This is a genomic window from Paenibacillus sp. 598K, from assembly GCF_003851045.1.
Taxonomy (GTDB): Bacteria; Bacillota; Bacilli; order Paenibacillales; family Paenibacillaceae; genus Paenibacillus_D.
Window position 1 is genome coordinate 51,925 of sequence record NZ_BFBX01000059.1, and the last position, 14,277, is coordinate 66,201.

11 protein-coding genes and 1 pseudogene are annotated in these 14,277 nt (G+C 59.5%); 6 read left to right on the forward strand and 6 right to left on the reverse strand.

What is annotated here, in order from left to right:
* Nucleotides 1-22: 22 nt before the first annotated feature.
* Nucleotides 23-847: an AraC family transcriptional regulator gene (locus tag PA598K_RS17585; protein ID WP_128658223.1), complete on the forward strand. Its 825-nt coding sequence runs from the start codon at nucleotides 23-25 to the stop codon at nucleotides 845-847.
* Nucleotides 848-980: 133 nt separating this feature from the next.
* Here the strand turns inward: PA598K_RS17585 and PA598K_RS17590 are convergent, their stop codons facing one another.
* Nucleotides 981-2,249, reverse strand: coding sequence for an MFS transporter (locus PA598K_RS17590; RefSeq protein WP_260405468.1), 1,269 nt, complete (start codon nucleotides 2,247-2,249; stop codon nucleotides 981-983).
* 162 nt (nucleotides 2,250-2,411) lie between these two features.
* On the opposite strand from PA598K_RS17590, the gene PA598K_RS17595 reads away from it, so the two are divergent.
* Nucleotides 2,412-3,578, forward strand: coding sequence for an iron-containing alcohol dehydrogenase (locus PA598K_RS17595; protein ID WP_128658224.1), 1,167 nt, complete (start codon nucleotides 2,412-2,414; stop codon nucleotides 3,576-3,578).
* Nucleotides 3,579-3,893: 315 nt separating this feature from the next.
* Here PA598K_RS17595 and PA598K_RS17600 read toward each other — a convergent pair whose 3' ends face one another.
* Both PA598K_RS17600 and msrB read right to left on the reverse strand, forming a co-directional pair.
* Complete coding sequence (locus PA598K_RS17600) at nucleotides 3,894-4,562, reverse strand: phosphatase PAP2 family protein (RefSeq protein WP_128658225.1); 669 nt, start codon at nucleotides 4,560-4,562, stop codon at nucleotides 3,894-3,896.
* Between the two features lie 3 nt (nucleotides 4,563-4,565).
* A pseudogene (gene msrB / locus PA598K_RS17605) lies at nucleotides 4,566-4,979 on the reverse strand (peptide-methionine (R)-S-oxide reductase MsrB); the annotation flags it as partial.
* 358 nt (nucleotides 4,980-5,337) lie between these two features.
* On the opposite strand from msrB, the gene PA598K_RS36255 reads away from it, so the two are divergent.
* Nucleotides 5,338-5,499: a hypothetical protein gene (locus PA598K_RS36255; RefSeq protein WP_185602057.1), complete on the forward strand. Its 162-nt coding sequence runs from the start codon at nucleotides 5,338-5,340 to the stop codon at nucleotides 5,497-5,499.
* 203 nt (nucleotides 5,500-5,702) lie between these two features.
* On the opposite strand, the gene PA598K_RS17610 is transcribed toward PA598K_RS36255, so the two are convergent.
* The 3 genes from PA598K_RS17610 to PA598K_RS17620 all read right to left on the reverse strand — a co-directional run bounded on the left by PA598K_RS17610 (nucleotide 5,703) and on the right by PA598K_RS17620 (nucleotide 8,828).
* Nucleotides 5,703-6,554: a carbohydrate ABC transporter permease gene (locus PA598K_RS17610; protein ID WP_128658227.1), complete on the reverse strand. Its 852-nt coding sequence runs from the start codon at nucleotides 6,552-6,554 to the stop codon at nucleotides 5,703-5,705.
* 12 nt (nucleotides 6,555-6,566) lie between these two features.
* Complete coding sequence (locus PA598K_RS17615; RefSeq protein WP_128658228.1) at nucleotides 6,567-7,451, reverse strand: carbohydrate ABC transporter permease; 885 nt, start codon at nucleotides 7,449-7,451, stop codon at nucleotides 6,567-6,569.
* 144 nt (nucleotides 7,452-7,595) lie between these two features.
* Nucleotides 7,596-8,828, reverse strand: a complete 1,233-nt coding sequence (locus tag PA598K_RS17620) for a sugar ABC transporter substrate-binding protein (protein WP_185602066.1) — start codon at nucleotides 8,826-8,828, stop codon at nucleotides 7,596-7,598.
* A 420-nt stretch (nucleotides 8,829-9,248) separates the two neighbouring features.
* Here PA598K_RS17620 and PA598K_RS17625 point away from each other — a divergent pair, with 420 nt between their 5' ends.
* The 3 genes from PA598K_RS17625 to PA598K_RS17635 all read left to right on the forward strand — a co-directional run bounded on the left by PA598K_RS17625 (nucleotide 9,249) and on the right by PA598K_RS17635 (nucleotide 14,032).
* Nucleotides 9,249-12,644 carry a GH36-type glycosyl hydrolase domain-containing protein gene (locus tag PA598K_RS17625; RefSeq protein ID WP_128658230.1) on the forward strand — a complete coding sequence of 1,132 codons (3,396 nt, stop codon included), beginning with the start codon at nucleotides 9,249-9,251 and terminating at the stop codon, nucleotides 12,642-12,644.
* A gap of 157 nt (nucleotides 12,645-12,801) precedes the next feature.
* The gene (locus tag PA598K_RS17630; RefSeq protein ID WP_185602058.1) at nucleotides 12,802-13,023 is read left to right on the forward strand and encodes a hypothetical protein; all 222 of its coding nucleotides are present in this window, start codon (nucleotides 12,802-12,804) and stop codon (nucleotides 13,021-13,023) included.
* A 34-nt stretch (nucleotides 13,024-13,057) separates the two neighbouring features.
* Nucleotides 13,058-14,032 (forward strand): LacI family DNA-binding transcriptional regulator, encoded by a 975-nt coding sequence (locus PA598K_RS17635; RefSeq protein ID WP_128658232.1) that lies wholly within the window; start codon nucleotides 13,058-13,060, stop codon nucleotides 14,030-14,032.
* The last annotated feature ends 245 nt before the right edge of the window (nucleotides 14,033-14,277 follow it).

The following is a 14,277-nucleotide window of genomic DNA, read 5'->3' on the forward strand; positions in this document are numbered from 1 at the left end:
TTATTAGAAGGAGATTACGCCCATGATCCGCCCCCATCGTCGCCTCCAGCTGACGCCCTTCCAGGAGGGCTCGCTCCCCCTGTTCGCCGAGAGCATCGGCCACAATACCGCGCAGGAGCCGATCAACCGACCGGCGGGCTTTCCGCATTATCACTGGATCGAGACGGCAGTCGGCGAAGGCCGCATCCGCTTCGAGGGCCGCACGCTCGCGCTGCCCCCGGGCAGCGGCGTCCTGCTGATGCCGCATATCCCACATAGCTATGAGTCGACCTCGGGGCTCTGGCAGACGATGTATCTAACCTTTGATGGCCCGTTGGCCCCTGTGCTGTTGCGGTCGCTGGATATGGATCGTTCGGCTTATTATCGGTGGGAGGCGGACAAGCCCTGGCGGCTCGAGGCGCTGCTGGAGAAGCTGGAGCAGACGGAGGATGTGTTCGGACTGCAGGCGTCCAGCGAAGTGTATAGCTTCCTGGTGACCTTGGGCAAATACGGCAAACCCCAGAGCGGCGGCGCCTTCTCTCTGCTGCTAGAGCAGCTGCGGCCGGCGCTGCAGGCAATGGATGCCGAGCTGGCCGATCCGGCGCTTGGTCTGGAGGAGCTAGCCGAGCGGCTCCGCCTCTCCAGCCGCCGTCTGAGCGAGCTGTTCCGACGCGCCTTTGGCCTCTCCCCTTATGCCTACCTGCTCAACCTGCGCATCCGCAAAGCCAAGGAGCTGTTGGTCGGCCAGCCAGAGTCGACCGTCGCCGCGATTGCAACGCAGGTTGGCTTCCGCGATGCGAGCCACTTCGTCGCCACCTTCCGCAAGCGGACCGGCCTAACGCCGTTGCAATATCGTAGGTTAGGCTGATAGATCAGGCTGGGTGGAACCTGCCTGATCTATCAGCCAGTGAAGGCAGAGGGTAAAGCTATTCACCCTTTGCCTTCATCCAGCGGAAGTGGAGAGTAAACGAGATCACTCTCTACTTTCAGCCAGCTCGCCGCTACCGCCGCTTCACCAGCCAGATCAGATTGAGCTGGATGAGCGCTGCCGCGACCAGGACGATTGGCAGCATGGCGGAGTCGACCCCGCCGGCGAACACGAGCAGCAGCGAGATCGAGATGACGCGGCCGGCGTTGAGGAACAGCTCGCGCATGACAACGGATTCGATGCGCAGCTGGCCTTTCAACGGGAGCGTGCCCATGATCCGGTAGTAATAGGAGGTCAGCGTGTTGACCGTCAGCGGGTTGCAGAGCGAGAAGACGATCATGAACGTCACGACCGACCACGCGCTAATATCGATCAACAGAACCGAGGCGCCAGCGATGACGCCAAGCGACGACAGCGTGACATAACGATGCGCGTGCTCCTCGCGAGCCTTGCGAGAGATCATATAGCCGGTGACGACCGTCAGGAATGCGAACAGCACGCCCAGATAACCGACCCGGTCCTCTCGGCCTACGGTCTGGAACAGCAGGATGTTGGGCAGGAACAGCATGATCCCCTGGAGCAGCCCCATTACCAGGAAGCCGATCAGCGCCAGCAGCCATTGGCGATTGCGCTTCAGCACTGCGCCGACCAGCTTGAGATAGTATGTCCGGTGATGCGAGTCGATCACCGGGATGCGGAAGCTGATGATCGCCGCTACGAAAAAGCTGACGAAGGCGATTCCGAACGTCACCACGTAGCCAGACAGCCCTTCATTAAGCTGGATGATGTACCCGGCCAAGGCAGGTCCGGCGAGCCCGGCGGCGTTGAAAACCATCATATTGATCGCCAGAAAGCGAATCCGGTTCGTATCGGTCGAGACATCGTACATAAGCACCAGATAACCGGTCCAGTAGAAGCCCTGCGCCAGACCGCTGAACACCGCAAAACCGACATAGAAGTCGACGACCCGCTCCTGCGCCAGGATAACGCCAAGGTAGAAAAGGGCGATCAGGACGATTCCGAGCCGATACGTCACCATCCGGTCTTTTTTCTTGGCCAGCCAGCCCCCTAGCGCAAATGCACACGGCGTCACGAAAAAGACGATGATGTTGTAGACGCCGTTGACGAGCAGATCTCCGGTAAGTCGCCACAGATAGAGATTGAGAAAAAGCCCTGACATCGACGCGCCGAATTGGAAACAGCCGTGTATAATGAGCGACGTCACTGCATCCCGCGACAGCCTCCGCTCCGGCGGCACCGGATTCCGTCTCCAAGCGATACGCGATAGTCCCAGCATGCCGTCCATCTTCCTTCCGTCCCGGCGCATGCGCGCCAGCTTCATTGTTAGCTCTGCCCATTATAGCACAGTTCGCGAGGAGCTTACGGTCGGTTTATTTACAAAACTCCCGTCTTGCCCGCACTGCCGTTTGACAGCGGCTCGTCTCCCAGTGCTACAATAAGATTACGTATCCGCATCACTACCTACCAAGGAGGAATGAATCCGTTGAATGCCTTTCAATTTCACAATCCGACCCGGATCGTATTCGGCGAGGGCAAGGCTGCCCAGGTCGGCCAACTGACGGCCGCTTACGGCTCGCGCGTCTTGCTCGTCTATGGAGGCGGCAGCATCAAGCGCACCGGTCTGTACGATCAGACGATGCGCTCGCTCGGTGAAGCCGGCGTCAGCGTCGTCGAGCTGTCCGGCATCGAGCCGAACCCCCGTCTGTCGACGGTCAATCAAGGCATCGCGCTCTGCCGCGAGCACGACATCCAGTTCATCCTCGCCGTCGGCGGCGGCAGCGTCATCGACGCCGCCAAGGCAATCGCAGCAGGCGTCAAGTACGATGGCGACATGTGGGACTTCTGCTCAGGCAAGGCTGTCGTGCAGGACGCGCTGCCGCTAGGAGCGATCCTGACGCTGGCGGCGACCGGCTCCGAGATGAACGGCAACTCGGTCATCTCCAACTGGGAAGCGCAGCTGAAGCGCTCCTTTGGCAGCATCCATGTCTATCCGCGCTTTTCCATCCTGGACCCTACGCTTACCTATACCGTGCCTCGCGATCATACGATCAACGGCATCGTCGACATTATGTCGCATGTATTCGAGCAGTACTTCAGCCAGACCGAGCATACGCCGCTGCAAGAGCGTCTCTGTGAGTCGGTGCTGCAGACCGTCATCGAGAACGCCGAGCCTGTGCTCGATAACCCCGAGCATGCAGCCGGACGAGCCAATCTGATGTGGTGCGGCACCGTCGCGCTTAATGGCGGCTTCATCAGCACAGGCATGCAAAACGACTGGGCGACGCATATGATCGAGCATGAGGTGAGCGCCATCTACGACATCGCGCACGGCGCCGGACTGGCCGTACTGTTCCCGAATTGGATGCGCTATGTCTACACCGCCCGCGTCTCCCGATTCGCGCAGTATGCCGAGCGCGTCTGGGGCATCGAGCGGGCTGGTCGCTCCGACGAGGAGCTCGCGCTGGCGGGCATCGAGGCAACGCGAGACTTCTTCACTCGCATCGGCGCGCCGTCGAGGCTGGCCGACTTCGGCATCGGCGACGACCAGCTCGATCGGATGGCAGCCGAGGCCGTGCGCTACGGACCGATCGGCGCTTTCCGCCGCCTCGAGCAGGCCGATGTGCGGCGCATCCTGGAGCTGTCGCTCTAGCGAGCCGCGTGGTCGCTCTAGTAGCCGCCTGATTGCTCGCCGAACCTTGGCATGCGATCGTCAGATCGCTGACATGTAGCGAAGTTCCCGTCATGCTCCCAGCCGCCCCACCGGGGTGGAGCGACTGGGAGTAGCGCCCGGATAGCAGTCCGAGAGCACATCAAAACAAGCCTTCCCGTCACGACTATCGCGAATGGGAGGGCTTGTTTTGATGCGCCCGACTTATGTTGCAGGCCATCCGTGCTGTGACCTGGCACAATGCGCAAGCGGGTCATGACGGGCCTACTCTCCTATCCCGCAGCGGGCAGCGGGCATCTAGCGGTACAGACGGAGCAGCTTCAGACTGATGATGCAGGAGATCAGCCAGATCCCGCCCGCAGCAAGGCCCGCGATTACATCGCTGGCATAGTGAACGCCGAGGTACACTCGGCTGACGCCGATGGCAATCGCCAGGCTGAGCGCTGCTGCAGGGAACAGCCAGCTCACCGGCCAGCGACCGCGCAATCGTCGATAGAGCAAGTAACCGAGCATGCCGTAAAAGCAGATCGACACCATCGCATGACCGCTCGGGAAGCTGAAGCCCGCCGCATCGACGAGAAACTCGTGGCCCGGACGCTCCCGGCCAAACCACGCCTTAAGCGTATAATTGAGCACCCAACCGCCGCTCAGGCAAAGCGCGAGCATCGTCGAGTTCCGACGGCTGCCACGCAGCCACAGGACGGCACAGACAATGACGCACAGCAACGTCTGAACGATGCCGTCGCCTAGCCGGGTGATGCCGCGCATCATCATCACGACCGCGTCGGAGGAGCCTGCCCATTGTTGTAGATAGTACAGCACCATATCGTCAAAGGCGACCAATTCGTCCTCTAGCAGCTGCTCGGCCAATTCGTAAAAAATCAGCGTTAGCAGACCTGCCGTGATGCCCAATGCCAGATAGACGATAATTCTTCGGACTGTAGGCGAGTTATACACCCGAGGCACGGGCTATTGCTCGAACAACTTCTTGAAGTCGCTATAGCCCTCGCGCTCCAGCTCCTCGCGCGGGATAAAGCGAAGCGCCGCCGAATTGATGCAGTAGCGGAGACCGGTCGGCTGAGGTCCGTCAGGGAACACATGCCCCAGATGCGAGTCGCCCTCGGTACTGCGCACCTCGGTGCGGATCATAAAGTGGCTCTTGTCTGTCTTCTCCTTGATCTGCTCCTCTCGGAGCGGCTTCGTGAAGCTGGGCCAGCCGCAGCCCGAGTCGAATTTGTCCAATGAGCTGAACAGCGGCTCGCCGGAGACGATATCGACATAGATGCCTTCGCCCTTATGATCCCAAAACTCGTTTTGAAACGGCGGCTCCGTGCCATTCTCCTGCGTGACCTTGTATTGCATCGGCGACAGCTTGCGCCGAAGTTCGTCCTGATCTCTCGTCATGTCTCATCCCTCCAGGTATAGTGTTCACGATTACATCACCGAAACTCCCTTTATTTTAACATAGCGAAGCAAGTTCCCCAAACATTGCAGCTTACGTAAGGGATTTGTAATCAAATTGAAATGTGCACTTCATCATCCATTAACATCGTCCGGTTATACTTTACTCAACCCCCTTTTTTGATATAGCACGACTTTTGGCCCGCAGCCCGTTTGCTGCGGGTCCCTTTGTGTCCTTGGGAGCCTGCTCATGCCCACAGCGCGCAGCGCCTTGCTTCGCCCTCAGGTGAGACAGTACAATAGAAGGAGAAACGCGAGAAGCGAAGAGGAGGCCGAGGCGATGTTCACCTTGAAGGAGAAGCAATATATGCTTAAGTTGCTGAAGCAAGAGCAACGCCGCGCCTGGTTCCGTCTAAAGAAAGCTCCCGCAGAGCATGAACGACTCGTCGAAAAGCTCGAGCAGATGATCCGCAACGAGCAAGTGAACCGGGAGCATCTGTAAGGACTACTATAAGTCCCCTTTTGAGAGCAAGTATGACCCGCTAACTCCCTAAACTCTTTGGATAAAATAACGGATCTGCGCTGTTCAACATTCTCATGTGCTGAGAAGCAAAAATAAGAACCTCCATTCCCGAAATGCCAGAATGGAGGTTCTTTCGTGTGCCATCGGACACCGTTGCTTGGTGGCCATTGCTAGGATACCCGTTACTTAATGCCCGATATATTGTAGTTCTCGATGATCTGCTTCTGGAAGAACATGAACACGATCATAATCGGCACGACCATAAATGCCGCGCCGGCCATCTGCAAGGCGAAGTTGGTGCCGTGCTGGCCCTTGAGCAATTGCAGACCGACCGAGAGCGTATAGAGCTTCTGGTCGTTGGCGATGATGAGCGGCCACAGGAAGCTGTTCCAGCCGCCGATGAACGTAAGGATCGCCTGCACCGCGAGGATCGGCTTGGACATCGGCAGGACGATCTGCGCGAACATCCGATATTCGCTGGCCCCGTCCAGTCGAGTCGCCTCCATCACCTCGTCGGGCAGCGTCGACATGAACTGGCGGAACAAGAAGATGCCGAAGGCGCTGCTGAAACCGGGCAACACGATGCCCAGCATCGTATTGGTGAGACCGACGCTGTTCAAGATGAGGTAGACCGGGATCATCGTCACCTGTCCCGGGATCATCATCGTCGCGAGCACGAGCAGGAACATTTTCTCCCGCCCCTTGAACCGATACTTGGCGAAGCCAAACCCCGCCATCGCGTTGAGCAGCAAGCCGACAAACGCGAACAGCGTAATGAGCAGCGTATTGGTCAGGTACGTGCCGAAGTCCATCTCGGTGAACAAGCGGCCGAAGTTATCCCAGGTGAATGTCTCGGGCCATACGGTCGGGGGCAGACGCTTGATCTCCGCCTCCGTCTTGAAGGCGGATAGCATCATCCACGCGAATGGCACAAGCATGAAGATACCGAACACCGACAGCACAGTACCTGCCACCCATTGGAACAGCCGGTCTTCCTTCGTCTGCGGTCCTTTCGCTTTGGTAGCTGCAGCCATCTGACTCCCCTCCTATTCCTCGTTTTGTTTGCGCTGCAGGCGGAGCTGCAGCAGCGTCACGGCGATGATGATGAAGAACAAAATAAACGAACCCGCTGCCGCATAGCCGAAATGACTATATTGGAAGCCGTTCTGATAGATGAACAGCGCCGCCGATACGGTTCCGTTAAGCGGTCCGCCCTCGGTCATGACGAGCGGCTCCTCGAAAAATTGCAGCCAGCCAATCATCGTCGTAATCGAGACGAAAAAGATCGCAAAGCGCATGAGCGGCAAGGTGATCCGCGTCAGGCGCTGCCAGGCGCTCGCGCCGTCGATCGCCGCCGCTTCGTAATACGAGCGGTCGATCCCCTGCAGCGCAGCAATAAAGATGATCATATTAAGCCCGATACCCCGCCACAGCGCCATCAGGATGAGCGAGAACTTGGCGATCGTCGGATCGGTCAGCCACGGCACCCGGTCGAAGCCAAGCGTCGTCAGCACGTAGTTGAACAGGCCAATGCCGGGATTGTACAAGTAGCTCCAGACGACGGCTACCGCGACGATATTGGTGACGGACGGCAAGTAGTAGATGATACGGAACGTTTTGAACAGCTTCGAACGGCCGTAATTGATGAGCAGCGCCACGCCGAGCGAGAACATGATGATGAGCGGCACCCCGACGACCACGTACACGAGCGTATTGCGAAGCGCGACGAGGAATACCGGATCTCCCAGCACATCCATGTAGTTTTTAATGCCGACGAAAGATATATTGGCGTAGTCGGCCAAGCCTGCCAAGTCCATGTCGGTCAGACTGATATAGAGCGCTACTGCGATCGGCAGCAAGGAGAAGATCGACAGCAGCAGCAGCGTCGGCCCGATAAATACGTAAGGCGCGATCTTCGAGGAGCCTTTCATCGCTTTCACATCCTTTGCTTAACCTGGAACGTTGGTTCGCCGCCCCGCCGAGTCAGGCGAACTCCAATCCCGTAGCGCTGCGCGCCGCCGGGCGGCGCGCAGCGCAGAATCTATTGGCTTGGAGACCATCGATTGGGCTGCCGCTTAACGATCGAGCAGCTTTTGCGCTTGTGCGTTGAAGTCCTTCAGCTGCGAATCGATGTCGGCGCCGGCGCGATAGATCTGCTCGAAGGTTTTCAGGAAGTTCTGGGAGATGTTGTCCCATGCGCCTACGAGCGGCATCGGCTCGGCATTTTTGAGCTGCTCGCCGACGACGCTGACGTTCGGATCGTCAGCCAGCTGCGGATCCTCCCATGCTTTCATTGTTGCCGGCAGCTCGCCGGTCTGATTCATCCAGGCCAGTTGGTTCTCCGGACGGCTCAGGAAGGCGATGAACTTGACGGCTTCTTCTTTTTGCTGGCTAAAGTTAAATACGGTCAGATTGGAGCCGCCGAGCGAGCTCATATTGTTCTCCTTGGACGGTAGTACCGCTGTCGCCCACTTGCCCTCGATCTCCGGAATCTGATCCGCGATCGTCTTGATCATCCACGGACCACTAATGAACATCGGCACCATACCGTCGCCCCCGAACGTCTGGGACGTATCGAGGCCCAAGTCGACCGGGGCATAGCCATTCGTGAAATATTCGTTCAGATACGTCACCGTCTCGCTGAAGGCTGGCTGATCGAACTGCGCCTGGCCGTCCTTGATCAGCTCCGAGCCGTTCTGGCGGGCGAACATAAAGTTAAGCGTCGGCTCCTTCGGATCGAGACCGATGCCGTACATATCCTTTCCGCGCTCCGTAAGCTTGCGAGAAGCGTCCAACAGCTCATCCCACGTCGCCGGCGCCTTGTCATAACCGACCGACTGCAGCACGTCTGTGCGATAGAACAGCACCCGCGTCTCTGCCAGCCATGGCACCGCGTACGTCTTGCCGTCAAACTGCGTCGAGGTGACGGTCCCCTCGAAGAAATTGTCCGCCGCGAGCTCCGGATAGCTAGACAGGTCTTCGCTCAGATCATGAAGCGCGCCAGCCGCGGCAAACTCCGGCATCCAGGTGGTGCCCATTTGGAGCACATCGGGACCTTTTTTGGAGGCTACCGCCGTCAGCAGCTTGTCATGCGCGCTGCCCCACGGGATCGCTTGTACCTTGACCGTCACGTTCGGGTTCTCTTTTGTATAAGCCGCAGCCATTTCCTCCATCGGCTTGCTGCTGTCTCCCATCGCCCAGACGTTCAGCGTTACCTTGCTGTCGCCGGAGCCGCCGGTATCGCCGGAAGCGCCGTTTTCTCCGGTTTGACCGCCGCCGTTTCCGGACGAGCAGCCTGCCAGCAGCATCACGGCAGCCAAGGTTGTTATTGCGAGTTTCTTGAATTCCAAGCGGGCATTTGCCTTGCCGTTATACCCGCTTGGAATTTTACGACAAAGCTCATCGTTGGTCCCGGATTCCCGACGAGTTCGTTTTTGCTCATTCATTTTTATTCCTCCCGCATCTGTTTTGAGAGCCCCTTACACTTGGTGAAACGTTTCGATTCACATTATAGAACAGAATGAAATCGCATTCAAGTCTTTTTTGTTCGTTTTTTTCTCTACATTTAAGCAAAGGAAAAGGCGTTTCTTAGGGTGAATCCGCATTCAATTGTGAATTGACTTCCAATCGATGCTCCGGTTATACTTTTATCACAAACAATAGAAACGTTTCGAATAGGCGCTGAACCCCCTTACTTCACCATTAACCTTCATGAGGAGGCGCTAACCATGACTGCTATTGCCACCAGCTACAGCGAAGCCGGTTACCGGTTGCAAGCCGGACCGCTCCGCTTCATCTTCCATCCTGCCGGAGACCTCTACGAGGCGACAGGCGATGGCTTTATGCTCAACCAACTGCTCACTCACCCATACGACGGCTCCCTGAATCAGCTCTATCTTCGCCTGCGCCAGGAGCGCGGCTATGAGGTCTATCCGTTGCTCGGCGTACGATCCGACAGTCGCATCGACCGGCTTGGCAACCGGTTGCGCTGGCGCGGCCAGGCGGGGGAGATCGGCTACGAGGTCGTATTCTCGCTGAGCGCACGCGGCGCCTGGTTCTGGGAGATCGCTCTAGAAGCGGCTGCCGGCGCGCCAAGCCCGGACGTCGATCTGTTCTACGGCCAGGATCTTGGCCTCGCGTCGCCCGGCGCGGTCCGCAGCAATGAAGCGTACAACGCGCAGTACATCGATCATTCCGCGCATCGCGACGAGCGCAAGGGCTGGGTCGTCTGCTCCCGACAAAATCAGCCGCAAGCGGGTCGCTTTCCCTACTTGCAGCAAGGCTGTCTGGACGGCGCTGTCGCGTATGCGACCGACGGGTTCCAGTTTTTTGGCCTAAGCTACAAGGAGAGCGGCGAGCCGGAGGCACTACGCCGCGAGCTCCTGCCGAGCCAGGTCTATCAGTACGAAAACGCGTATACCTCGCTGCAGGCGAAGCCGCTGTTCACGGACGGACGGGCGCGCACGGTCTTCTACGGACTGTTCCGGGCAGACCCCCCCGAGGCGGTAACTGAAGCGGCATTCGGAGATACGGTCGAGGCGGCCTGGCGCGAGATCCAGGATGAGCCGCGCCCGAGTGGCGAGGGCGCGCCGATGCCGCAGCGCGCCGAAGATCTGGGCGATCCTGTGTCGGCGCGCTCGCTGACAACGGCTGAGCTGGACCGTCTCTATCCGGAACGGATCGAGGAGGAGTGGCGGGACGGCCGCCTGCTCAGCTTTTTCCTCCCGGATGGCGAGCACATCGTACTGAAAGACAAGGAGCTGCGCACCGAGCGTCCGCATGGTCATATCCTGCTAAGCGGCGTTCCCGAGCGGGTCGGCGAGACGCCGCTAGCCTCAACAGCCTATATGTACGGCGTCTTCCACTCGCAGCTCGTGCTCGGCAACACGTCGTTCAACAAGCTGATCAGCCATACGCGCAGCGCGCTTAATGCCGCCCGCTTATCCGGCCTGCGGCTGTACGCCGAGCTGGATGGCCGCTTCCATATGCTAGCCATGCCTAGTCTGTTCGAGATTGGCTACAACTATGCGCGCTGGATCTATGCGCTGGCGGATGATACGCTCGTCATCACGAGCTATACGAGCGCCGATACGCCGCTCGCCGGACTGCGCGTCGAGTCGCAAAGCGGCACCGCACGACGGTACCTGGCGACCGCGCAGATCACGATGCGCGAGCGCGAGTACGAGGGCAGCTATGTGCTGGAGCCGTGCGACGGCGGGTGGCGGGTCGCCGCAGCGGCCGATGCTCCCTCCGCTGCGGCCTATCCTGGACTAAGCTTCCGCATCGGCGCTCACGGGACGACGCTGCGCGCCGCCGACGATCGCCGGCTCATGCCGGACCTGCCGCCGCAAGAGATGCCGCTGCTCGTCCTGGAGACTGACGCGTCTGCCGACTGGAGCCTGATCATCGAGGGCCGTCTGGATGGAGGCGATCTGTGTCAGCCTCTCCCGCAGCCGGACTGGCAGCAGGAGAAGGCTGCTTATCGCGCGGCACTGGAGCGGCTGATGAATGGCTTCCGTCTCCAGCATCCCGGCGACGATCCGGCGGTGAGGAGGCTCGATCTGTTGGCGCGCTGGTATACGCACAACATGCTCATTCACTTCGCATCGCCGCACGGCCTCGAGCAATATGGCGGCGCGGCCTGGGGCACGCGCGACGTCTGTCAGGGACCGGCGGAATACTTCCTGGCGATGCAGCGCACCGATACGGTACGAGATATCCTCGCCACCGTCTACTCGCATCAATATGAGCACTCCGGCACCTGGCCGCAGTGGTTCATGTTCGATCAGTACAGCGAGATCCAGCAGCACGAGAGCCATGGCGATATCATCGTCTGGCCGTTGAAGCTGCTCGGGGACTATCTGGCGGCGACTGGCGACGAGAGCGTGCTCGACCTTGAGCTGCCCTACACGGACGAAGACAGCTTCGCCTTCACCGAGCAGCGTTATCCACTGCGCGCTCATGTAGAGCGGCAGCTCGACTACATCCGCCGCCACTGCCGGCCCGGTACCTCGCTGTCGAGCTACGGCGACGGCGACTGGGACGACACGCTGCAGCCCGCGCGGCCGGAGCTGCGAGCCGATATGGTCAGCAGCTGGACGGTGGCGCTCACTTACCAGTCGACCGAGCGGCTGGGTCGTCTGCTCTCCGCCTCCGCTGCGCCGGAGACTGTGGCGCTGGGAGCCGAGCTGGCGGCGATGGCGACGGCGATCCGCTCCGACTTCCACCGCTATATGGACCCGGACCGGATCATCCCCGGCTTCCTGTACATGGAGGACGGCGAAGAGCCCGTGAAATGGCTCCATCCAAGCGATGAGCGGACAGGCATCCGTTACCGGCTGCTGCCGATGACCCGCAGCATGATCGCCGGTCTGATCACGCCTGAGCAGGCGGCTGCGCACTACTCGCTCATCCATGAGGAGCTGAGCTATCCCGATGGCGTCCGCCTGATGGACCGCCCGGCCGCCTATGAGGGCGGCGTCAGCCATCGCTTCAAGCGGGCGGAGCAAGCGGCCAACTTCGGCCGCGAGATCGGTCTGCAATATGTGCACGCCCATATCCGCTACATCGAGGCGATGGCCAAGCTCGGCAAGCCGCAGGACGCATGGCAAGGTCTGCAAGTGATCAACCCGATCGGCCTCGCCGACGTCGTGCCGGGCGCAGAGCTGCGCCAGAGCAACGCCTACTTCAGCAGCTCCGACGGCAACTTCGCCACCCGTGCCGAAGCGGCCGAGCAGTTCGCCAAGCTGCGGACCGGCGAAGCGTCCGTCAAGGGCGGCTGGCGGATCTACTCGAGCGGCCCCGGCATCTATATGCAGCAGCTCGTCTGTCAGGTGCTGGGCGTGCGCGTCACGGGACGCCGCGTCGAGCTCGATCCGGTGCTGCCGCAGCAGCTCGACGGCCTGACGTTCCGGTTCGCGATAGCCGGCATACCAGTACTGCTGCGTTACCGGCTCAGCGGCGACAATCAGCCGATCGCTCGCATCGCCGCCGGCGATCGGGAGCTGGCGCTGACGCGTCTGCCCGGGCCCTATCGCGCCACCGGCGTGTCGCTTGATCTCGATCAGCTGCAAGCCTTGGCTCCTGCGAACGGCGACCCGCTGACGCTGACGATCGAAGCTTGATTGGCGGAGGAGCTGCCGACGCTGACGATCGAAGCTTGATCGGCGCAGGAGCCGTCGACGCTGACGATCGAAGCTTGAGCATAGGAGTGGCGAGCAAAGGGTTGTGGTCTGCGCAATCGATGTTATGATGGAAACAGATGTTTTTGGGGGACTAAAAGTGCAAGTTCAAAAGATCGGTTTTGCAGCGACAAATGCAAAAGTACCTTTATTTGCGGCGAAACGGGGTGAGAACAGGGAAATAAATGCAAATGTGCACTTAATTGAGGTGAAATTGCCTCCTACTGTGCCGTTTTCCAAAAACAACTGCACTTTTGCATTAAAATTCCGTTTGCACCCGCTTTGGAGTATAAATAGAGGTATTTTTGCAGTTACGCGATGACAGGGATTGATTATAAAAGAAGGGGGAATGGCTAGTGGTCAGCATCAAGGATATCGCCCGCGAAGCCGGCGTGTCGATCTCGACCGTCTCCTATGCGCTGAACGGCAATCCGAAGGTGACGCCCGAGACGAGCGCCAAGGTGCTGGCGGTGGCAAAGGAGCTGAACTACCGGCCGAATGCGGCCGCCAGGCAGCTAAAAAAGCAGGAATCGCTTATTATCGGCGCGTTCCTGACGGATTTTATCGGGGCGTTCTATGGCGAGTTGCTCCAGGGGATGAAGGAAGTGTTGAATCGCAAGGGCTACGATCTCATCGTCTGCAGCGGCAAGCAGTCGCACCGGCTGCTGCCGGAGCGGATGATCGACGGGGCGATCATCCTCGATGCGGCGTTCTCCGATGCGGAGTTGCTGGAGTTCGCCGAGCGCGGTCATCGACTCGTCGTCCTCGATCGCGAGCTGCACCATCCCGAGATCAATCAAGTGCTGCTCGACAACAAAGCCGGCGCCAATCTGGCGATGGATCATCTGATCGGGACCGGCCACCGCAAGCTCTATATCGTGACCGGCCCAGCGGACAGCTTCGACTCCCGTCAGCGGATGATCGCTGTCCGACAGACGCTCGACCGTCATCCCGAGGTGGAGGCAGTCATCATCGAAGGCGACTTCACGCAAGCGACGGGCGAGCGGGCAGGCCGTCAGATCGTCGAGTCGTGGGACGGTACGGCCGGCGTATTCTGTCTCAATGACGAGATGGCGATCGGCCTGTACCACTTCCTCGCAGACTCCGGCTCCTCCGTGCGGGTAGGAGAGGAGCTGTCGCTGATCGGCTTCGACAACATCGATCTTCTGCGTTATCTCCAGCCCCGCCCGGCGACAATCGATTACTCGAAGCATCGCTGGGGCGCGATGGCGGCGGAGCAGCTGCTCCGCATGATCCAGGGCGAGCCCGTCGAGCACGAACGCATCTATGTCTCGCTGATCACCGGCGACTCCGTGAAGCGGCGCAACTAAGCGCCGCTTTTTTTGTGGTGCGCACTCGGTAGGATAGCGTTCAACTAAGCGCGCATTCGCATGTTCTTTTGTTTTAGCGCACGCTTTGTGCAAGAAAGCGACTTGGGAAGCATAGGCCTACTTCTTCAGTATCGATTCTGTGCATCTTCTGCCTCTCGAGGGGCAGGGCCGCATTTATGCCATTTATGGCACAAGTCTGCCCATTCCGGCCCGAGAGCGCTGCACTTGTGCCATTTATGGCACAA